Here is an 18,794-nt window from a genome sequence, read left to right on the forward strand (position 1 = left end):
CGATAGCTGCTCGATTGCAGGTGGTCGTTGTGGAAATGACCTACAGCGGCCGTCTCAGAGTTCAGCACCGTCGGCGGCCTCAACGGCTTCCAAGAGATCAGCGATAGAATCGTCCGGCGTCAGTTGCGTCGACCGGACGAGCTGTTTGATGACCGCCGGCGGATAGCGGACCGGCACGTTCGATTCCGACAGCAGAATACCCAGCACTTCTTCGACCGGTGTCGACCCGTCCATCTGGCGACCGTACCAGAGCATGAAGCTCTCGAAAACAGTGACAATGTCGTTGGAAGCGAGTTGCTGCTGGTCGACGTCGCCGTCGAACTTCGCGGTCACGTCGAAGCCGTATCTGGCGTTCGAGTCGGCCATCTGTTCGGCAAGCCACTCGTGGACGTTCGCATCGGAGAACTCGGGAGTCGACGGCTCCGGGTCCGGTGCAGGAGACGGCGGGGATTCAGACGCCGAATCCGATGAGACGTGGTTCCCGTAGGAGTCGTCAGTGCGGACGTCCGACGAAACGACGTAGCGGCCCTCGTCGATTTCAGTGACGTGCTCGTCGTCGGCGATATCGAGCTCTTCGGGCGAGAGTACCTTGCCCTCCTCTGGATTCGGTTCGTCTGACCGCCGAGCCATAGGTACTAGTGTGTGAGGCTATCGTATAACTCCGTCGCTGGTCAGGGTGGACGAAAAGAGAACTACGTCGAACCGAAAGGATAACCGAATTTAGAGGCTGACTGCGGAGTTACCAGACAGAGTCTCCGGGACGACCAGCCGAGCGGTCGTCGTGCCACCGGACTGAGTGTTCAGGCGAACCGTCGCCGTCTCACCCTCACCGAGGCCATCACCGGTGCCGCTTCCGCGGATCAGCTCGGCGCTGAAGACGATCGTCGCGCGGTCAGACGGGTCGTTCAGGACCTGGCTCCCCGAAATCGAGTCGTCGTCGTCCTGCACATCAGTGACAGCGAAGGAAGACCCGTCAGGGTCCGGAGTGTCACTGTAGCCAGACGAGGTGAGGTCGTACGAGCCAGTAGAGTCGACCCACTGGGCGATCGTACTACCGATATCGATGTTGCCCGCACCGGGTGCCTTCTTCACCGTCAGCTTGACCGTGTCGATCGTGCTGCTTGAAGAATCGATGTCTTCACCGACGGCGTTGACGAGCTGCAGTCGGTTCGTCACTTGGTCACTGCTCTGTTGTCCGGTTTCCTCGGCGCTGCTCTGGAGGAAGCCGGCCGTGTTGATCAGGACGCCCGCAGCGATTGCCGCCACCAGCACCATCGCGATGAACACGATCAGGGTGCCGATACCGACCTGCCCGCGGTCGTCGTCGTTCGTTAGTTCCGTTAGCATTGTTGATCCGGGTCTGTCTGACCCTATCTGTTGACTCTTTTCGTGGGTAATAATACCTCCTCTCAAATTATACGTCTTGATAACCAAGCCACTGATCGTCGCAAGCAACAGTCTCAGCGGCCGAAACAGATATTTGTCCGAGAATAGACGGAGCGCTGAATTCTATCTCTGAGAGCAGTAGTCAACAAAAACGTCTGGCCGTGTGAGGAATCCTAAATGACCGTTACGTGTCGGAGCCAGTAGTGTGCCACAAGCTAACCGGTGGAAAGCACGCAGAAGGCAGAAATAAGCTACGAATATATCAGCAATCGAAGTTGAAAGATATGGCGCCTTAGAGGCTGACTGCGGAGTTACCAGACAGAGTCTCCGGGACGACCAACCGAGCGGTCGTCGTGCCACCGGACTGGGTGTTCAGACGAACCGTCGCCGTCTCACCCTCACCGAGGCCGTCTCCAACTCCACTTCCACGAATCGATTCGGCGCTGAAGATGATCGTCGCGCGGTCAGATGGATCGTTGAGAACCTGACTTCCCGAGATAGATCCGTCATCGTCCTGGATCTCGGAAACAGAGAATTCGTTGCCATTCGGGTCAGCATCATAGTTGCCTTCGTACGTGAGGTCGTACGATCCACTGGAGTCAACCCACTGGGCGATTGTACTGCCGAGATCAATATTCCCAGCACCGGGTGCCTTCTTCACCGTCAGCTTGACCGTGCTGATTGTACTGCTTGTAGAATCGATTTCTTCACCAACAGCGTTGACGAGCTGCAGTCGGTTCGTCACTTGGTCACTGCTCTGTTGGCCGGTTTCCTCGGCGCTACTCTGGAGGAAGCCAGCCGTGTTGATCAGGACGCCCGCAGCGATTGCCGCCACCAGCACCATCGCGATGAACACGATCAGGGTGCCGATACCGACCTGCCCGCGGTCGTCGTCGTTCGTTAGTTCCGTTAGCATTGTTGATCCGGGTCTGTCTGACCCTACACAACCGTTCTTTTCGTCAGTAATAATACCTCCCCCCAAATTATACTACTTGATAATAGATCTCTGAGGCTCTGAGGAGCCATTTTACCAGAAGAACGTCTATTGTCTGGGCTGAGGAAGACCAATAAGCTATGTCGTCTCTAAGAATCAGATTTAATTGCTTCTGTAGGTTGATATCAGCGATGGAAATGGCTGGTTATCTGGTGCGTGGTACATAAAAGAGAGGCATTGAAGCCGTAGTCGAGAAAGAGACCAAGCACAGAGAAATCCGCTCACGGGCAGGGTGGTCAACTGATGCAGTCGAGAAACACACTCACTCGTACGTGACGAGACTGTACATCACGAACAGATAGCCGAACGTCGTCAACCCACTGTTGACTAGCAACAACGACCGTACGCCCTCGAAGTCGTTGATGAACGCGCTAATCATCGTCGCGGCCGCGCCCGCGATTGCAAGCGAAAATCCCACCGAGAGGTGAAGCATCGCCTGCCGGGATGTCTGGACGTACGCCCGCATGGCCATCCCGACCATTGTCAGTCCGGCCACGACGAACACCAGCGTCGATATGGCATAGAGAAGTTCTATCATCAGCACTGTACAGGGCTACAGCGAACCCGTTATTAAATCCACGCTCGAAAATATCTTTCGTGATAACGCCGAGAAGAGGCGTTCTACCGCTCAGATAGGGTCCGCCACGCCTCGTCGAGTTTGTTGGTCACTTCCGACCGCTCTTCGATGTGGACAGTCAGTTCGTCGTCGAAATCGACCCGGACCTCGTCCACGTTCCGCCGATACACCTTGATACGTCGGCGGTCGTCAGAGAGGATGTTGTCGTGTAGTTCCAGGAGGTCGTGTTCGGTCAGTTCGTCGATGCGTCGGTAACACGTCGCGATGGGGATTCCGAGTTCGTCGCTGAGTTCCTGTGCGGAGACCGGTTCGTCCGTCGCGTCGAGGATTTCGGCACTGTATTTATTGCCAAGCGTCTGAAGAATCTCCCCTGAATCCATCGTTATCAAATCATAAATTCAGTCGATAATAAAGCTATCGCCTGTGATATCGACTGAAAGGAGACAAACACGCACTACAGGACGCTCGTACGAAAACAGCGGCCTGTGCCGCTGTATCCGTCGTTCTACCGAGTAATAATGGCTTTATTGTATCGCTAAATTGGTGATTCTTCCTCGCTCATCATCGAGAAGGCGCTGGCGTTCTGGTGGACATCGATACCGCCGCGGTCGATCTCCATCGGATAGATGTCCGTCTCGATGTTCTGCTTTCGCATCTTGGCGACCCAGACGTATCTGTTCACACCGGTATCAGTCGGCGTCTGGATAAGGTAGATGTTGCCGTCGGTCAGATAGTTCTCCAGTCCGATCTCGGTGTCCGGGAAGACGGCCCCCTGTTCGTTGGTCATCAGCGTCGTGAGACCGCTGTCGCTGAGGATATCGGTGAACTTCAGGAGATACGTCCGCTTCTCCTTCTCGTTTTCGAAGAACAGTTCGAACATGGCAAGCGAGTCAAGCACCAGTCGGTCGTAGTCACCGTCTTCGAGTTCCTCCAGCAGAATATCCAGCGAGGAGGTGAAGTCGTTCTCGCGCAGGAGCACCTGCTTGTCGTACACCTTGATGTCGCCGTTTTCGACGTGGTCCTGCCAGTTGTCGAAGCCGAGAGATTCGGCGGCCTCCCGGAGGTCTGACTCGTCCTCCTCGAAAGAGAGGTAGATGCCCTTCTCGTCGTATTTTTCGACGCCGTTGTAGATGTACTGGAGACAGAGGATCGATTTCCCGGCCCCGGGGTTGCCGCTCACCAGTGTCGTCGAGTTCTTCACAATGCCACCGTTCAGAATGTCGTCGAGGCCCTCGATCCCCGTTTTGGTTTGCTCAATCATAGTTTCGGAAGGAACTGAAAGTTGATTGGATACTTCTCTGTCGGGAATGTTAAAAAGTCTTGCTGGTGTGTCGCTAAACAAACCGGAATCAGTCACCAGCGTGGACGATGGCGGGGTCCACCCAGATAACAAAACTGTCATCTCGCTTGATCACGCCCCGGATTGAGCCGGCGTCGTTCGCGGGGGACCGGTCGACCTGCTCCGGCGTGATCTGGACTACCTGATACACCTCGTCGACGAGCCAGCCGGCCGCACCCTGTTCCTCGACGATCTCCGGGTCGAAGACGATGATGCGCTTCTCTTCGCCCTCGTCCTCGATACCGAAAACGACCTTGGGGTCGACGATTGATGTCGTGCGCCCGCGCAGGTCCATGACGCCACGGACGTGCGGCGGGGCGTTCGGGACGGACGTGAGTTCGCCGATATCGACGATCTCAGTCACGTAGTCGATACTCACGCAGTACGTTTCCGAGCCGAGCTGGAACTCGAGTACTTGGCCGGTGGTGGCTGACTGTGCTGCCATTGCAGTTCTTATCCAAACTGTCGCGGACAGGGGCGCATAAAGGTGCCTGCTGGGCTATCAACTTTGATTACGTGGGCGGAGTATTTATTTCGGGGCCGGACGGGATTTGGAAGTAGGTATGAGGATGTCTCGTTCGCCGATGTCTCCTGTCCGACGGGAGCGTTGGTGATATGGCAGATGGTGTCCGCGCCGTGGTCGCAGACGACTCTCACTTCATGCGGAGTGTCATCTCTGATATCCTCAGCGATGGCGGTATCGATGTCGTCGCGCAGGCGCGTGATGGCGAGGAGGCGGTGTCGGCCGTTATCGAACACAAACCGGACGTCGTGACGATGGACGTCGAGATGCCGGTAATGAACGGCATCGAGGCGACGGAGCGCATCATGTCGGAGTCTCCGACACCGGTGTTGATGCTGTCGGCACACACCGACGAGAACGCCGATGTGACGTTCGAGGCGCTCGATAAGGGTGCGGTCGACTTCTTCACCAAGCCCGGTGGCGAGGTATCGATGGAGATGTCACGCCTGAAAGACCAGCTGGTCGAGATGGTCAGCTCCGTCGCGGCGGTCGATGTCGGCGCGACACACAGCCACGGCGGGACAAGCAGCGACAGCGGCGCGAGCTCACCAACAGCCGGCGGTTCAGCCACTGACCGGAGGGCAACCGGAGGCTCGTCGAGTCAGACGACCTACGTTGCGAACCCGACGCTCGTCATCGGCTCTTCGACCGGCGGCCCGAAGATGGTGGAACAGGTAATGGAAAACCTCCCCATCGAGGCTGACCTCCGGGTGCTCATCATCCAGCACATGCCGGAGGGGTTCACCGGCCGGTTCGCCGAGCGGATCAACACGCGAAGCGATTACGAGGTCCGGGAGGCCACAGACGGGGCGCGCATCGGCGGCGGCGAGGGACTCGTCGCTGCCGGCGACCGGCACATGGAGGTCAAGAACTACCGGAACGGCCGACTGCGGACGAAGCTGACACAGGACGAACCGGTCAACAGCGTCCGGCCGGCCGTCGACGTGACGATGCGAACGGCCGCGGAGACAATCGACGACCCGCTCGTCGGACTCATCCTCACTGGGATGGGCGAAGACGGCGCAGACGGGATTCGGCGGATCAAGCAAGCCGGTGGCAAGACCATCGCACAGGACGAGGCCACGTCCGCGGTGTACGGCATGCCAAAGCGCGCCGCCGAGACGGGCTGTGTGGACACTGTCTTGCCTATCGACGACATTGCGGACGGCATTATCGACACGATTACCACTGAGGTGACCTGACAATGGACGACCAGTATTTAGACGCATTCATCCGTGAAAGTGAAGAAGCGATTACCGAACTCAACAACTCGCTGCTCGAACTCGAATCCGACCCCTCCAACACGGAGGCGATGGATTCGATCTTCCGGACAGCCCACACGCTGAAGGGTAACTTCGGAGCGATGGGCTTCGACAACGCAGCGAACCTCGCGCACGCGATGGAGGACTTGCTCGACGAGATGCGCCAGGGCAAGATGGAGGTCACGCCGGACCTGATGGACCTCGTCTTCGCCGGCGTCGACAAGATTGAGGTCATCGTCGGGGAGATCGAAGAGCACGGCGAATCGGGGACGGAGACCGACGAGATGGTCGAGGAACTCCGAGCCGTTCTCGAAGAGGGGGCCGCCGCCGCGGGCGACACCGAAACGGCAGACAACGGTGGCTCCTCGGACAGCGATGAGTCGCTCTCCGCGGATGCCAGCGTCAGCGATGCCGACATCGACGCCGACGCTGTCAACGAGCGAGTCCTGCAGGCCGAAATCAGCGTCGGGGAGTCTGACATGCTCGGCGTCGACTCGATGCTTGCCGTCGAGTCCATCGAGGGGCGGTTCGACATTCTCGATTCGAGTCCGAGCCGTGCCGATATCGAGGACGGCGAGTTCGAGGACACGTTCGTCCTGTATCTCGACGGCCCCGACGCGGCGACCGTCGACGCCGAACTGGGAACGACTGGGAAGGTCGACAGCTTCGACGTGACCGACGTGACCGACGAACTGGTAAGCGACGCAGAGGCTGTCGACGATAGCGGCACGGACGCTGATTCCGGTTCGGACCCCGACCCGGGTGCCGAAGAGGAACACAGCGTCGACGAGATCAAGTCCGTGCGCGTCGACGTGGACCAGCTCGACGACCTCCACGGGCTCGTCGAGCAACTGGTCACGAGCCGAATCAAGCTCCGGCGTGGTGTCGAGAAAGACGACCTCGACTCCACTGGCGAGACGCTGAACGAACTGGACAAGATCACGGCGAACCTCCAGAACACGGTGATGGATATGCGGCTCATCCCGCTGAAGAAGGTCGTCGGGAAGTTCCCGCGGCTCGTCCGCGACCTCGCGCGCGAACTCGACAAGGACATCGAGTTCAATATCGAGGGCGAGGACATCGAACTCGACCGGACCATCCTCACCGAGATCTCGGACCCGCTGATGCACATCCTCCGGAACGCCGTCGACCACGGCATCGAGTCGCCCGAGGAGCGAGAACAGGCAGGCAAGGACCCGACGGGCCACATCACGCTCCGGGCCTCCCGCGAGCGCGACCACGTCATCATCGAAGTCGAAGACGACGGGGCCGGGCTCGACGTGAGTGGAATCAGGGAGAAGGCCGTCGAAAAGGGCGTCCGCTCGCCCGAGGAACTGGACGCGATGGACGACTCCGCGGTGTACGACCTCGTGTTCCACCCCGGCTTCTCGACGGCCGACGAAGTGACTGACACCAGCGGGCGCGGCGTCGGCATGGACGTCGTCCACGACACGGTCTCCCAGCTCGACGGGTCGGTCAGCGTCGACTCCGAACCGGGCGAGGGAACGACGGTCTCGCTGCGCCTGCCGGTGACGATGGCTATCGTCAAAGTGCTGTTCGTCAAGGTCGGCGGCGAGGAGTACGGCGTCCCGATCAAGAACGTCGACGAGATTACCGGAACAGAGGAGGCGAAGCAGGTCAACGGCCAGGAAGTCATCAAGCACAACGACGAGATCTACCCGGTCATCCACCTCGACGACACCTTCGACATCGAGGGCGAGACGGCAAACGGCGACGGGATGCTCGTCCGCATCCGCGAGTCCGAACGCCAGGTCGCGCTCCACTGTGACTCGGTCAACAGCCAGGAGGAGGTCGTCGTCAAGCCCCTGGAGGGTATCCTCTCGGGAACACCCGGCCTCTCGGGCACGGCCGTTCTCGGCGACGGGAACATCGTCCACATCCTCGACGTGGTGACGCTATGAACAAAGGTAGCGAGCGCACCTTCAACGACCTCGTGGAGTTCATCGGCGAGGAGATGGACTTCGAGTCGGGCTTTTACAACGACTCGTATCTCGACCGCCGCATCACCGCGCGGATGCGCCGGACCGACACCGAGGACTACCAGTCCTACCAGCGACTGCTAGAGCGCGACGACGGCGAGCGCGAGGAACTGCTCGATTCGCTGTCGATCAACGTCACCAGTTTCTTCCGGAACCCGGACGCCTGGGAGCGATTGCGGCCGGTCCTCCGGGACCTCACGGAGAACAACCGTCGCGTCAGGCTCTGGTCGGCCCCGAGTGCCGACGGCCGCGAGCCGTATTCGGCGGCGATGCTGGCACTCGACGACCCCGAGATCGACGCCCGGCGGGTCGAGATCACGGCGACGGACATCAACGCCGACATCCTCGAAGAAGCCCGAATGGGTACCTACGCGACCTCCCAGACGACCGACATCGCAGACGAGCTGGAGCCGCTGGACGATTACACGAAGTACATCGAGCAGGACGGCAACACGTTTGAGGTCCGGGACCGGGTCAAAGAGATGGTCACGTTCGAGCAACACGACCTCATCCGGGGCGACCCCAAGCGCGATTTCGATCTGGTGTTCTGCCGGAACCTCCTCATCTACATCGACTCGGAGTTCAAGGTCCCCATCTTCGAGACGATCCGCGGGTCGCTCCGCGAGGGCGGATATCTCATGATCGGCATGACCGAGACGCTGCCCGCGGAGTGTCGGGACTCCTTCGAAGCGGTCGACAAACGACACCGCATCTACCGGCGTGTGTAGCGACCAATGAGCCTCTACGAACTGGAACGGGACGGCAAGGCACAGGAACTCATCCGCCTCCTCAGGGAAAGCGACAACGAGCGGGTCAAGACCCGCGCCGCGGAGCTACTGGGGAACTTCGACGACCACGACGACCGGCGCGACGTGGTCAACGCGCTCGTGGACGCGGCCCAGAGCGACAGCGACGCGATCACCGGCGCGGCTATCGACTCGCTGGACGAACTCGGCGACGACGCCATCACGCAACTCATCGGGGGAATGGCCGGCGTCGACCTCGAAGACGACGCCGCAGACTGGGTGAAGGCGAAGGCGTACATGCAGGTGCTTGACGCCGATGTGCCCGAACTCAGGATGGCGGCCGCGAACGGCCTCGGAAACTTAGACCAGGCCGACGCGGTCCCGAAGCTCGCAGAGCGCTTCGAGGACCCGGACCCACGAGTGCGGGCGCGAGCGGCCCGGTCAGCCGGGAAGATCGGCGACTCGCGGGCGACGAACCCGCTCGAAAACGTCCTGTCGGACCCCAAAGCTGCCGTCAGGCGCGAGGCAGCGGACGCGCTGGGGAACATCGGGAACCGGCAGGCGCTCCAGGCGCTGTTGCCGCTGTACGAGGACGACGACGAACGGGTCCGGCGCATCGCCGTCGGCGCGTTCGGGAACTTCGGCAACGACCGGCCGGTGGACTATCTCATCGAAGCCCTCTCAGACGAGTCGGCTGCCGTTCGGCGGACGGCAGTCTACTCGCTCATCGAACTCCTGTCGAACGTCCCGACCGACCAGAGCCACGAGATCCGCGACACCGTCGTCGAGAAGCTCTCGAACACGGACGACCGGAGCGTCGTCGTGCCGCTGGTCGAAATTCTCGAAGAGAGCACGCAGTCGGCCCAGCGGCGCAACACCGCCTGGATGCTCGGCCGAGTCACCAGTCAGGAGGAGCGGGACCGCGTCATCGAATCGCTGGTCGACGCGCTCAGCGACGACGACCAGATGCTCCGACAGTTCGCCGCGACCAGCCTCGCCGAACTCGGCGACGACGACAACATGGTCGAGCGGCGACTACTCAAAATTGTCCAGGACGACGGCGTCGACCCCAACGTTCGTGGCCAGGCCATCTTCACCCTCGGGAAAGTCGGCGGCGAGCGGTCCCGGAAGACGCTGGATAAGCTCATTGACGAAACCGAACACGACGTGGTCAGGAAGAAGGCGTTCTCGGCTATCTCGAAGCTCGGTGGCCGCGGATGAGTCAGCCGAGTGGATTAAGACGCGGCGGGGCGTACACCAGAGCGATAGCTGGCTAACCGATGAGCGACGGAGAACACGCACTGGTCGATACGAAGGGGAAGTTCGTCCAGGTCGTCTCGGACGGGCGCAAGCGAAACGACATCGAGTGGCTACCCGGTCGGATACTCCTCTCGAACAAGCGTCTCGTCCTCGCAACCAACGACGGCAAGCGGACCATCCCGCTGTCGAAGGTCAGCAGCGTCACGGCCAGCCAGATGAACCAGCCCCTCGCGCAAGTTGACAGCTACATCAAGGTGCAGGCCGGCCGGAACGTGACGCTCATCTCGGCGAAAAAGGCCGAGGAATTTCAGGAGAACCTCTACAGCACGCTGCTCGACCAGACCGTCGTCCTCGTCAACCACCCCGCAGTCAAGGGTGGCGTTGTTCAGGACGGCGGCTGGGAGAAGGGGCGACTCAAACTCGACGGCGACTGCATCAATCTGGCCATCGCCAGCGGTACGTTCGTCGAACTTGACATCGACGACGTGGGGACCGTCGAGGCCAAGGAGAAGACGATTCGGGGCGACGAGCGACCGTTGCTGGAGGTCGAACACACCATCGAAGGGACCAGCGTCGAGACTCACATTTCGGGGACGCCACGTCACGTCTCGCTCATCGAGGGACTCGTCCGGCAAGGTGAGCAGCGCAACATCGCCGACGACGTGGACCTCTCGGATAAGGAGACGCAGGTGCTGATGGCGCTGTACTCCGGCATCTCGCCGTTCAAGATTCCGGACTTCGTCGATATGGAAATAGAGGAAGTCGAAGCCGTGTACGACCGGTTGATGGAAGCCGATATCCTCGAACCGGTCCGGACACGCCGGGAGGTCCAGCTTGAGGCCCGCGGCCGCTCAATCGCGAGCGATGCGATGGCTGACCAGTAACCGTGACGCTGAGACGGTGCGACCGGGACGGACGGTTCGACGCGTTTTTGAAGCGCGGTTGATTGAGAACAGGTATGGCAGAATTCACGGTCGCCGTCTCCGATCCGGAGGACGGCCACACCTACCAGATCGACGTCGACGGACAGGACGCAAACCGCTTCATCGGCCGCGAGCTCGGCGACGAGGTCGACGGCGGCGCTGTCGGCCTCGATGGCTACACGCTCGAACTGACCGGCGGGTCGGACACCTCGGGCCGACCGATGCGACCCGACGTTCGCGGCGTCATGACGAAAGAAATCATGTCCGACGGCGGCGTCGGCTTCAAACCGACCACCGACGGCGAGCGCAAGCGCATCACCGTCCGCGGCCGCGAGGTCAGCGACGACACGCGCCAGATCAACGCGAAGATCACGGCCCGCGGCAGCGACGACGTGGCCGAACTCCTCGGCGACGACGACGAGTAAGTCAGTGCCGGACCGCGTTCCCAGTGACCACGAAACCGTCGAGACGCATCGCGTTCCCGTCGAGTCGGTCGGCCGAACCGACCGACCCCGGGTCGTGCTCCCGGACGAACTCGATTTCGACGACGGCGACACCGTCCGCCTCGCGCTGGACGGCGACCGGTACCACGCCGTCGTCGAGACGAATCTCGACGGCGAGCCGGTGCTCTCACACGTCGCCGACAACCGCCGACTGGCCCGCGAACGGGACGGGACGAACCGCCTCGCGGAGTGGGTCGCCGACGGCGAAGTCTCGCTCGGCGGGTCAGCACATCTCGACGTGGTAACCGACGGAACCGAGTACGGCCTCCGAACGCCGGGCAAGCGCGTCGTCTATACGGCGACCGGCGGGCCGGACGCCTCGCTGTCAGATATTGCTCGAAACCTCGACAACTGACGCCGTTAGCCCCCGTTCTCCCGAATGAAGCCGATTTTTGCTGCTGATACTCGCGCGAAACGCTCAATATCAGTGCTGCTGTACATCGGGTAACGGACGAATGTCGGAATCAGTGATCGCGGATTTCGTCGGCAAATTCAACTCCGAAGTGGCCGGTCGGGGCGACCCTATCAGGGGTCGGATCGTCCTCTCGCAAAAGCGGCTGGTACTGGCCGCAAGCGAGGACGACAAGCTGACGATCCCGCTGGACTCGATTTTCGACATTGCCATCGGGCAGGTCCCGCCCGACCTGGGCGATTTCTTCGACTCGACGGTGACGATCGCCTTCGAACACAGGGGGAAGCGGCTCGTCGCAGCCATCGAGGCTGGCGACGAGAAGATCGAGAAGTTCGGGACGGTGCTGTTCAAGGCCGTCATCAACGGCACCGAAACGACGGTCAAAGAGCGCGCCCGCGTCGGTGGCCGCGTCACCGACGAGTCGTTCAAGACTGCGAAGCTCTTTCTCACACCCGGTAACGTCGAGTTCCGACGCAAGGACGGATCGTTCAACGTCGATCTCAAAACGGTGTCAGACTTCGACCGGAACACGCGGGAGATCAACGGCACGGGCCGGCCGGTGCTGACAGTCCGGCACATGAAAGACGGGACAGCCATGACGACGCTGGCCGCGATGGCTTCGAGTCGAAAGATGTCGATCCTCGGGCGCTATCTCCGCCGCGAGTACGCCGAGCTCATGGAGGAGCTCAAAAACGTCGAGCTCACCAAGGACAAGAAGGAGGTGCTGGTCGCCATGTACTCGACCGGCGACATGGACGGGATGCCGCTGGCGAGCATTCTCGGCAAGGACTCCTCACAGGTGTCGATGATTCTCCAGGACCTCGCCGAGGACGGCCTCGTTCAGGACGCGTCCGACGGGCCGACGCTCACGCCGACGGGCAAGGTCGTCGCCAGCCGCCACCTCGAAGACGTCAACGCCTGATACGGATTGTTGTGGATTATTTCCGGATAGTGCCGATCACGGGGTCGACACATACCGGTAAATCGCTACAACAATCCGTATGAGGCGGATTGTCTACCCGTTTACTCCTCGGCCGCGACAATCGTACTGACTCTGGCATTCTCTTTGAGCTGTAGCCCCGCGCCGCCGACCGATAGCGGCACGCGCGGGAGCGCGTCGACGTGCAGTGTCGAGTGCGTCGCGCCGCGTTCGAGCAGTTCCGTCCGCGGCTGGAGCGTCACCGTCGCCGCGCCGGTCAGCGATTCGTTGTACTCGACGAGATACTGGCCGGCCCGCAGCGTCCACCACTCGTAGTCGTCGTCCGGATTCCGCTTCTCGCTCGAATGGGGTGTGACGCCGGCCGCGTCGAGTTCGCCGCCGCCGAAGTCGATCCGCCCCGGCTCGACGACCTCGTACACTTCGCCGACGGTGAGGTCGAACCCCGGGCTGTCGGTCTGGGTCGGTTCGTGGACGATATCCGTGACGTACTCGCCGAAGTCGGTCATGGACGACGATACCAGACGAATGAGCCTAAAAGTGAGGCTGGAAGGGGCGGCGACACAGCGCGTCTCGTTCCCGAGCGGAACGCGGCACTTTTGCCCGGCGAGTGACTCTCCCCCTGCATGACCAAACACACGGAGTTTCTGGCGGGCGAGCGGCCTGAAGACGTGCTCTTCTTCCTGCACGAGGACGCCGTCTCGAACCCCGGCGCGCTGGCCGAGTACGCCGACGAAGTCGAGGACGGCCACGTCCTCGTCCTGCCGGGCGACGACGGCCGCAGCGCGTTCCAGTCGGCGACGGGCATCGACCCGATGGGACTGGCTCAGCAGGCGATGGGTACGGAGGGCGACATCGACGACGACCTGACCGACGCGGTCTGTCCGATCGCCGAGGAGGAGCCGGAGAGCGACCACACGACCCGATTCGTCTTCGCCTTCGCCGAGGAACAGAACGAGGACGTAGGCGGGCTCTACGCCGAGGGAGACGTGGTCCACGCCTACGCAGTCTGTGCCTGTGGAGAACGGTACAGCGACAAGTGGGTCGTCGGGGAGTAGTCCCCGGGCCTACAGCAGGAACGGTTCGGCAAGTCTGACAAGCAGTGCCTTCGGCAGGCCCGTCACGGGGCCGCCATCGTGTGAGTACGACACCCCGACCTCATTGCGGGTGACGCCGTGCCGGAGGTGCTGGATGCCGTCAATCATGAACCAGCAGCCGAGAAGCGCCCCGGGGACGACGACCCACGTTAGGCCGGCGGCCGCGACCGTGTACGCCACGAAGCCGAACACGAGGAGCCCGAACACCATGTGGTCGGCGTAGTCGCCGACAGTGGCCTGGGCGGCGTCGGCGACGAGCCAGACACAGAAGGCGAGCGCCGCCGCGACCGCGGCGTACCGTACCGAGCCGTCGAGGACGTACAGCGTCACGCCGACGGCAACGGCGCTTCCGAGTCGCCGTCGCACAGCTGTTTCGCGCGCGATTCGCGTGTGGAGGGTCTCGGACATCACCCGGCAGTGACGACGGAGAGATAAATCAACGTTGTGTCAGGGGGCGAAATACCGTTCAGTTCGTTCACGGGCCCGCCTATCGGTCGGTATCGACGCCTTCCGCTTCTTCCTCAGGCAGCCGTCGGAAGGCGTCCACGATAGCCTGTTTCGCCACGGCCCCTTGCGTCGTCCAGTGGTGGGCGTAGTCCATCATGTCGTCGTAGATGTCGGGCTTGCAGCCCGCCGCCTTCGGGTGGCCGCCGCCGTTGACCTGCTGGGCGACCTCGTGGGCGCGCTCGAAGTTATCCGTCCCACGAATCGAGGCGGAGCCGGCGGGCTTGACGATGACGGCGGCGTCAGCGCCCTGCTCGCGGAGCGCCTCGGCGACCTCGTTCTGTGAGCAGCGGCCGTAGGTGACGCCGACCGTCCACTCGCCGACCTCGCGGAGTTCGGCCCGCTCGACGGCCTTCTCGATGAGCGCCTCCTTCTCGACGCGCTTCTCGTCGAGGAACTCGTGGAACTCCGGCGAGAGGTCGGGGCCGTGGTCGCGAACCGCCTCGATGTACTCCTCGGGTTCGCTCCAGTACGAGAGGTCCGCGAGGTCGTCGCTTCGGGGGTCGTCGCGGATCCAGAGGTCGTGGTCGCGGGTGACGGCGGCGAGGTCGGCCCACTGCTCGTCGAAGTCGTAGTCGAGTTCCGACAGCGCCACGTCAGCGGTACACACTTCCTCACTATCTCCGACGGTGCGCTCGACGCCGGCCGCGTCCACGTCGGCGGCGAGGTCGTCGGGCCACTGGTGGTGGTCGAACCAGACGACGCGTTCGACGCGCTCGATCAGCGAATCGAGGGGCGCGATGTCGGATTCGCGGTCGGGACAGAGGTCACAGATGAAGACGGTCGCGTCGGGGTCGGCGTACTCGGCGGTCCATTCGAGCGCTTCGGTGAGTTCGTGTGGGCCGGCAGGCAGCAGTGCGCCTTCTCCGTGGGCCTCGCGGATCAGTGCGGTACAGGCCAGTCCGTCTGCGTCCGGGTCGGCGATAACAATGACACCGGCGTCGTCCAGCGTCTCGGCGGCTTCCGCTTCGGCTTGCTCTTCCTCGTAGGAATCCGGGATAAAGAACCCCTCGCCGGGGAGTACGGATTTGCGGCCGATAGAGAGACGGTCGTCGTCGATGAGCCAATCGTCCATGCCCCAGCAAGCGGGCGGGGCGTCAAGAAGCCGTCGGGTTCCGTTACACGTCCTCGCGCTCGGGGTTTGGCTCGCCTTCGAGCTGGCGGACCGTCAGCACCGGCATGGGGGCCTCCCGGATGAGTTCCTCGGCGACGCTTCCCAGCAGGAATCCATGTTCGCCGTGGCGGCCCCGAGTCCCGCTGACGATGACATCGGCGTCGTGTTCCGCCGCGTACTTGCAGATTTCGTCGGCCGGGTCACCCTCCCGGACGGCAGTGACGAGCTCCTCGTCTGCCTCGGCGTCGGCGGCCTCCAGAATGAACGAGAGGGCGCGGCCGCCAGTGGTCGCCAGCGCGCGCTCCAGCGCCTCGCGAACCTCTTCGGGAGTCGTCTCAACCTCGCCGGTGTCGACGACGTACAGCCCGTGGACAGTTGCGTCGAAGCGCGCTGCCAGGTCCAGCGCCGCTTCGACGGCCCGCTCTGCGCTGCCGGAGCCGTCCGTGGCGATGACCACCGTATCGAACATACACCACGCATCGAAGCCGCGACTAAATACACTGTTGGTCACGGCGAGGGACGCTCCGGATGACGCCACGGGGTCGGCACGAACCTCGGTGGATTTTTGCCGGCCGGGGCCGCACTGGCGAGTGATGGACATCGACCTCGTACTCGCGCCGGTCGACGGCAGCGACCAGTCGGAACGAGCGGCCGAGTACGCGATCGCCGTCGCGGAGCGGTACGACGCCGATCTCCACCTGCTGTTCGTCATCGACGAACGGCTCCACCAGGATATCGACAGCGGCGACGTGAGCGCAACCGCGATCGCCGAGGAGCATCGAGCGTTCACCGAGAGCATCCGGGAACGGTTCCGCGACGTCCACGACGGCACGTTCGAAACGTCGTCCGCGACCGCGTTCTCCGAGACACGACTGATGCAGACACCGGGCAGCGTCGTCCTCGATGTGGCGGAGGACGTCGACGCGGATTTCATCGTCGTCCCGCGCGAGGAGAGAAGCGAGGGCGAAGAGGCCGTCGGGCGCGCGGCGATCTACGTCATCGAGTACGCCAGCCAGCCAGTGCTCACCGTTTAGAGACGGATCGCCATCTCTATCTCGAAGCTCTCGGCGCTACTGATCTCGAAGCCGACCTTCTCGTACAGCGATATCGCCGGGTCGTTCCACCGCTCGACGGTGAGCCAGACGTGGTCGATGCCCTCGGCCTGACCGTGACCCAGCAGCGTCTCGACCAGCGCCGTCCCGATACCAGCGCCCTGGTAGGCCTGTAGCACGAAGATAGCGAGTTCGTGCTCGTCCTCGTTGTCCGGGACCAGCGTCGCGTGGCCGGCGACAGTGTCGTCGTGTTTGGCGACGACGTTGACACAGTCGCCGTCGAGGATCGTTTCGAGCCACTCACGGATCGCTTCCTCTTTGACCGGTGGGATGCCCTGCGCACGGTCGGCAGGGTCGAAGTCGAGATACATCTCGACGAGGCTCTCCGTATCGGCGTCGTCGGCGGGAATGACGTCGATGGGACGGTCCTTGCGGTCGGTGATCGTCCGTGGCGGCTGTGGGAACTCTTCGGCGGGTTCGTCTGGGTACGTTCGAGTCATCGGATGAGAGTCACTGGCGTCTGTGCGTTCAGCAGGACGAACTCGACGATGGGGCCGAGCTGTATCTTCCCGAGCGGCGAGCGGCCGCCACCGCCGAGGACGATCCTATCGAACTCCTCGCTCTCGGCGATGTTCACCAGCTCGCTGCCCGGCGAGGTGCCTTCGACGTGGCGGATCGGCGGCTCGAGCCCGCTTTCGTCGATATACTCCTGTATCCGCTGCTGGACCGTTTCGAGGTCGGCGTCGATGTCGCCGTTTTCGAAGACAGCGACGGTCAGCTCGTCGCCTGTTTCCGATACGCGTTCGAGTGTCTCGGTCAGTGCCTGGTAGGACAGTTCGCTGCCCCCGACACCGAGCAGTATTTTCATAGTCGGGCCATGCATGGGAGCGGTAAAAAAGCCACCCGGCTGAACTGTCGGGGAAAGACCATGACAGCGGGGCGGCGGCGATACCCTTTTTCACCGCGGGCACGCATGCTCGGCTATGACTGAGGGCGCACCGCCGGACGAGACGGATGTCGAGGCGGCAGACGACGGTTCGGCCGGCCACCAGCCGGACGACCCGGCGGCCGCGGATGACGGGGCCGACGACGGCGAGACCACGGAAAGCGGCCCCGCCGACTCGGCCACCGAGGGGACAGCACCGGCCGAGCCAACCAGCGGGACAGCGGTTTCTGAAGCCAGTGACGTCCCGTCCGACGTACAAAAGTACGACCGCTTCAAGAAAATCGAGGGCGGGACCTACGACCGCGCGAACGATTTCCTCCGGGACCGGACGTACATCACCGCCCGCGAGTGGGCCATCGCCCGCCTCTGTGCTGACTTCCGGACCGAAACTGGCGTCGAGATGACGAAAATCGGGGAGAACCTCCCAGAACTCGTCCCGTTCATGACGGACACGTACACGCCACAGGCGGTCAATCAGGCCCGCGCTGCCTTCGAGGACAAAGTCCGGAAGGCCGGCGCGACGTTCCTCTACGGCGCGATGTGTGACTTCTTCACCGCTGAGGACCTCGACGACGTGATGTACGAGGCCACCGAGGTCGCGAAGTTCCTCCTCGAAGTCGAGGGTGTCGACCTCGCCGTCGAGGACGAGATGGAGGCCGAAGACCGGATTTCCTCGGTGATGCGGGAGGTCCGCGAGCAGTCCGCGGCGCTGCGACACGACGAGGTGTGTTGTCCAGAGTGTGGGAATGAATTCCAAGTCGACGAGTAGACACGGCTGAAATGGACGGTATCGACCCCGATACACAGCCATCGATGTCGGTCCACGAAGCGACACAGAAAGTGCTGCGGACCGACCTCGCCATTGGCATCGGCGGGGCGGTGCTTGGCTACGCGGAGGCGGGGACAGCACTGGTCGACGTACTGGCGGTGGTTGTCGGGTTCGGACTCCTGACGGGGATCACGGTGGCTGTCGTCGAACACGACGCGGTCCCGGGCGTCTACCCGGAGGTCGCCGCACTGGCGGCGTTCATCGTGCTGTCCGGGGCTGTCGCCGGCCTCGTGACGCTTTCCGAGGCGTCGGTGACGCTCGTACTCGCGGCCGTTCTCTCGGGCTTCGGTGTCGGTGTCATCGCCAACCGGGCACTCTACGGTCTCGTCTTCGACGTGCCGGCGTACCGGCTGACCCGAGTCCGAGAGACCTCGTAGCTAAGCGGTCTGT

The 18,794-nt window shown here is 62.4% G+C and carries 25 protein-coding genes; 12 read left to right on the plus strand and 13 right to left on the minus strand.

Annotated elements, in window-relative coordinates; genetic code table 11:
- Positions 1-54: 54 nt before the first annotated feature.
- The 7 genes from HAH_RS13000 to HAH_RS13030 form a co-directional block, all read right to left on the minus strand.
- Complete coding sequence (locus tag HAH_RS13000) at positions 55-630, minus strand: DUF7500 family protein (protein WP_014041342.1); 576 nt, start codon at positions 628-630, stop codon at positions 55-57.
- A gap of 90 nt (positions 631-720) precedes the next feature.
- On the minus strand, positions 721-1,347 hold the full coding sequence (locus HAH_RS13005) for an archaellin/type IV pilin N-terminal domain-containing protein (protein ID WP_014041343.1): 627 nt from the start codon (positions 1,345-1,347) through the stop codon (positions 721-723).
- A gap of 331 nt (positions 1,348-1,678) precedes the next feature.
- Positions 1,679-2,302 (minus strand): archaellin/type IV pilin N-terminal domain-containing protein, encoded by a 624-nt coding sequence (locus HAH_RS13010; protein WP_014041344.1) that lies wholly within the window; start codon positions 2,300-2,302, stop codon positions 1,679-1,681.
- A gap of 340 nt (positions 2,303-2,642) precedes the next feature.
- A complete protein-coding gene (locus HAH_RS13015) occupies positions 2,643-2,918 on the minus strand; it encodes a DUF7521 family protein (protein WP_008307830.1) in 276 nt (91 codons plus the stop codon).
- Positions 2,919-3,001: 83 nt separating this feature from the next.
- Positions 3,002-3,337, minus strand: coding sequence for an ArsR/SmtB family transcription factor (locus tag HAH_RS13020; protein ID WP_004515272.1), 336 nt, complete (start codon positions 3,335-3,337; stop codon positions 3,002-3,004).
- 155 nt (positions 3,338-3,492) lie between these two features.
- Entirely contained in the window at positions 3,493-4,218 is a 726-nt protein-coding gene (locus HAH_RS13025) for an RAD55 family ATPase (protein ID WP_008307829.1), read from the minus strand.
- A gap of 88 nt (positions 4,219-4,306) precedes the next feature.
- The gene (locus tag HAH_RS13030; RefSeq protein WP_008307828.1) at positions 4,307-4,741 is read right to left on the minus strand and encodes a chemotaxis protein CheW; all 435 of its coding nucleotides are present in this window, start codon (positions 4,739-4,741) and stop codon (positions 4,307-4,309) included.
- Positions 4,742-4,911: 170 nt separating this feature from the next.
- Here HAH_RS13030 and HAH_RS13035 point away from each other — a divergent pair, with 170 nt between their 5' ends.
- The 8 genes from HAH_RS13035 to HAH_RS13070 all read left to right on the plus strand — a co-directional run bounded on the left by HAH_RS13035 (position 4,912) and on the right by HAH_RS13070 (position 12,847).
- Entirely contained in the window at positions 4,912-6,021 is a 1,110-nt protein-coding gene (locus HAH_RS13035; protein WP_023843419.1) for a protein-glutamate methylesterase/protein-glutamine glutaminase, read from the plus strand.
- Between the two features lie 2 nt (positions 6,022-6,023).
- Complete coding sequence (cheA, locus tag HAH_RS13040) at positions 6,024-8,003, plus strand: chemotaxis protein CheA (RefSeq protein WP_014041346.1); 1,980 nt, start codon at positions 6,024-6,026, stop codon at positions 8,001-8,003.
- Positions 8,000-8,809 (plus strand): CheR family methyltransferase, encoded by an 810-nt coding sequence (locus tag HAH_RS13045; RefSeq protein ID WP_014041347.1) that lies wholly within the window; start codon positions 8,000-8,002, stop codon positions 8,807-8,809. The genes cheA and HAH_RS13045 overlap by 4 nt, the downstream gene beginning before the upstream one ends.
- A 6-nt stretch (positions 8,810-8,815) precedes the next feature.
- Positions 8,816-10,048 carry a HEAT repeat domain-containing protein gene (locus tag HAH_RS13050; RefSeq protein WP_014041348.1) on the plus strand — a complete coding sequence of 411 codons (1,233 nt, stop codon included), beginning with the start codon at positions 8,816-8,818 and terminating at the stop codon, positions 10,046-10,048.
- 59 nt (positions 10,049-10,107) lie between these two features.
- The gene (locus HAH_RS13055) at positions 10,108-10,971 is read left to right on the plus strand and encodes a CheF family chemotaxis protein (protein WP_014041349.1); all 864 of its coding nucleotides are present in this window, start codon (positions 10,108-10,110) and stop codon (positions 10,969-10,971) included.
- A 74-nt stretch (positions 10,972-11,045) separates the two neighbouring features.
- A complete protein-coding gene (locus tag HAH_RS13060) occupies positions 11,046-11,435 on the plus strand; it encodes a 30S ribosomal protein S6e (protein WP_014041350.1) in 390 nt (129 codons plus the stop codon).
- Between the two features lie 4 nt (positions 11,436-11,439).
- On the plus strand, positions 11,440-11,868 hold the full coding sequence (locus tag HAH_RS13065; RefSeq protein ID WP_014041351.1) for a DUF7112 family protein: 429 nt from the start codon (positions 11,440-11,442) through the stop codon (positions 11,866-11,868).
- Positions 11,869-11,968: 100 nt separating this feature from the next.
- Positions 11,969-12,847 (plus strand): CheF family chemotaxis protein, encoded by an 879-nt coding sequence (locus HAH_RS13070; RefSeq protein ID WP_014041352.1) that lies wholly within the window; start codon positions 11,969-11,971, stop codon positions 12,845-12,847.
- A gap of 101 nt (positions 12,848-12,948) precedes the next feature.
- Here HAH_RS13070 and HAH_RS13075 read toward each other — a convergent pair whose 3' ends face one another.
- On the minus strand, positions 12,949-13,371 hold the full coding sequence (locus HAH_RS13075; RefSeq protein WP_014041353.1) for a dCTP deaminase/dUTPase family protein: 423 nt from the start codon (positions 13,369-13,371) through the stop codon (positions 12,949-12,951).
- A gap of 117 nt (positions 13,372-13,488) precedes the next feature.
- Here HAH_RS13075 and HAH_RS13080 point away from each other — a divergent pair, with 117 nt between their 5' ends.
- Entirely contained in the window at positions 13,489-13,920 is a 432-nt protein-coding gene (locus HAH_RS13080; RefSeq protein WP_014041354.1) for a DUF5807 family protein, read from the plus strand.
- A 9-nt stretch (positions 13,921-13,929) separates the two neighbouring features.
- Here the strand turns inward: HAH_RS13080 and HAH_RS13085 are convergent, their stop codons facing one another.
- From HAH_RS13085 to HAH_RS13095, 3 genes are all read right to left on the minus strand, one after another.
- A complete protein-coding gene (locus HAH_RS13085; protein ID WP_014041355.1) occupies positions 13,930-14,367 on the minus strand; it encodes a hypothetical protein in 438 nt (145 codons plus the stop codon).
- Between the two features lie 79 nt (positions 14,368-14,446).
- Positions 14,447-15,538, minus strand: a complete 1,092-nt coding sequence (locus HAH_RS13090) for a DHH family phosphoesterase (protein ID WP_014041356.1) — start codon at positions 15,536-15,538, stop codon at positions 14,447-14,449.
- 43 nt (positions 15,539-15,581) lie between these two features.
- The gene (locus HAH_RS13095) at positions 15,582-16,046 is read right to left on the minus strand and encodes a universal stress protein (protein ID WP_014041357.1); all 465 of its coding nucleotides are present in this window, start codon (positions 16,044-16,046) and stop codon (positions 15,582-15,584) included.
- A 124-nt stretch (positions 16,047-16,170) separates the two neighbouring features.
- On the opposite strand from HAH_RS13095, the gene HAH_RS13100 reads away from it, so the two are divergent.
- Complete coding sequence (locus HAH_RS13100) at positions 16,171-16,611, plus strand: universal stress protein (RefSeq protein ID WP_008307802.1); 441 nt, start codon at positions 16,171-16,173, stop codon at positions 16,609-16,611.
- Here the strand turns inward: HAH_RS13100 and HAH_RS13105 are convergent.
- Complete coding sequence (locus tag HAH_RS13105; protein WP_008307801.1) at positions 16,608-17,129, minus strand: GNAT family N-acetyltransferase; 522 nt, start codon at positions 17,127-17,129, stop codon at positions 16,608-16,610. The two genes, HAH_RS13100 and HAH_RS13105, sit on opposite strands and share 4 nt — an antisense overlap.
- The gene (locus tag HAH_RS13110) at positions 17,126-17,497 is read right to left on the minus strand and encodes a universal stress protein (protein WP_014041358.1); all 372 of its coding nucleotides are present in this window, start codon (positions 17,495-17,497) and stop codon (positions 17,126-17,128) included. Before HAH_RS13110 ends, HAH_RS13105 begins: the two co-directional genes overlap by 4 nt.
- 115 nt (positions 17,498-17,612) lie before the next feature.
- Here HAH_RS13110 and HAH_RS13115 point away from each other — a divergent pair, with 115 nt between their 5' ends.
- Together HAH_RS13115 and HAH_RS13120 are read left to right on the plus strand one after the other, a co-directional pair.
- On the plus strand, positions 17,613-18,344 hold the full coding sequence (locus HAH_RS13115) for a DUF5806 family protein (RefSeq protein WP_011224094.1): 732 nt from the start codon (positions 17,613-17,615) through the stop codon (positions 18,342-18,344).
- An 11-nt stretch (positions 18,345-18,355) separates the two neighbouring features.
- Entirely contained in the window at positions 18,356-18,781 is a 426-nt protein-coding gene (locus tag HAH_RS13120; RefSeq protein ID WP_014041359.1) for a hypothetical protein, read from the plus strand.
- The last annotated feature ends 13 nt before the right edge of the window (positions 18,782-18,794 follow it).

The sequence above is a fragment of the Haloarcula hispanica ATCC 33960 genome, from assembly GCF_000223905.1.
Taxonomy (GTDB): Archaea; Halobacteriota; Halobacteria; order Halobacteriales; family Haloarculaceae; genus Haloarcula; species Haloarcula hispanica.

Bases quoted from the DNA above. Each gene is read 5' to 3' on its own strand.
- HAH_RS13000 (WP_014041342.1), bottom strand. From the start codon at position 630: ATGGCTCGGCGGTCAGACGAACCGAATCCAGAGGAGGGCAAGGTACTC.
- HAH_RS13005 (WP_014041343.1), bottom strand. From the start codon at position 1,347: ATGCTAACGGAACTAACGAACGACGACGACCGCGGGCAGGTCGGTATC.
- HAH_RS13010 (WP_014041344.1), bottom strand. From the start codon at position 2,302: ATGCTAACGGAACTAACGAACGACGACGACCGCGGGCAGGTCGGTATC.
- HAH_RS13015 (WP_008307830.1), bottom strand. From the start codon at position 2,918: ATGATAGAACTTCTCTATGCCATATCGACGCTGGTGTTCGTCGTGGCC.
- HAH_RS13020 (WP_004515272.1), bottom strand. From the start codon at position 3,337: ATGGATTCAGGGGAGATTCTTCAGACGCTTGGCAATAAATACAGTGCC.
- HAH_RS13025 (WP_008307829.1), bottom strand. From the start codon at position 4,218: ATGATTGAGCAAACCAAAACGGGGATCGAGGGCCTCGACGACATTCTG.
- HAH_RS13030 (WP_008307828.1), bottom strand. From the start codon at position 4,741: ATGGCAGCACAGTCAGCCACCACCGGCCAAGTACTCGAGTTCCAGCTC.
- HAH_RS13035 (WP_023843419.1), top strand. From the start codon at position 4,912: ATGGCAGATGGTGTCCGCGCCGTGGTCGCAGACGACTCTCACTTCATG.
- cheA (WP_014041346.1), top strand. From the start codon at position 6,024: ATGGACGACCAGTATTTAGACGCATTCATCCGTGAAAGTGAAGAAGCG.
- HAH_RS13045 (WP_014041347.1), top strand. From the start codon at position 8,000: ATGAACAAAGGTAGCGAGCGCACCTTCAACGACCTCGTGGAGTTCATC.
- HAH_RS13050 (WP_014041348.1), top strand. From the start codon at position 8,816: ATGAGCCTCTACGAACTGGAACGGGACGGCAAGGCACAGGAACTCATC.
- HAH_RS13055 (WP_014041349.1), top strand. From the start codon at position 10,108: ATGAGCGACGGAGAACACGCACTGGTCGATACGAAGGGGAAGTTCGTC.
- HAH_RS13060 (WP_014041350.1), top strand. From the start codon at position 11,046: ATGGCAGAATTCACGGTCGCCGTCTCCGATCCGGAGGACGGCCACACC.
- HAH_RS13070 (WP_014041352.1), top strand. From the start codon at position 11,969: ATGTCGGAATCAGTGATCGCGGATTTCGTCGGCAAATTCAACTCCGAA.
- HAH_RS13075 (WP_014041353.1), bottom strand. From the start codon at position 13,371: ATGACCGACTTCGGCGAGTACGTCACGGATATCGTCCACGAACCGACC.
- HAH_RS13080 (WP_014041354.1), top strand. From the start codon at position 13,489: ATGACCAAACACACGGAGTTTCTGGCGGGCGAGCGGCCTGAAGACGTG.
- HAH_RS13085 (WP_014041355.1), bottom strand. From the start codon at position 14,367: ATGTCCGAGACCCTCCACACGCGAATCGCGCGCGAAACAGCTGTGCGA.
- HAH_RS13090 (WP_014041356.1), bottom strand. From the start codon at position 15,538: ATGGACGATTGGCTCATCGACGACGACCGTCTCTCTATCGGCCGCAAA.
- HAH_RS13095 (WP_014041357.1), bottom strand. From the start codon at position 16,046: ATGTTCGATACGGTGGTCATCGCCACGGACGGCTCCGGCAGCGCAGAG.
- HAH_RS13100 (WP_008307802.1), top strand. From the start codon at position 16,171: ATGGACATCGACCTCGTACTCGCGCCGGTCGACGGCAGCGACCAGTCG.
- HAH_RS13105 (WP_008307801.1), bottom strand. From the start codon at position 17,129: ATGACTCGAACGTACCCAGACGAACCCGCCGAAGAGTTCCCACAGCCG.
- HAH_RS13110 (WP_014041358.1), bottom strand. From the start codon at position 17,497: ATGAAAATACTGCTCGGTGTCGGGGGCAGCGAACTGTCCTACCAGGCA.
- HAH_RS13115 (WP_011224094.1), top strand. From the start codon at position 17,613: ATGACTGAGGGCGCACCGCCGGACGAGACGGATGTCGAGGCGGCAGAC.
- HAH_RS13120 (WP_014041359.1), top strand. From the start codon at position 18,356: ATGGACGGTATCGACCCCGATACACAGCCATCGATGTCGGTCCACGAA.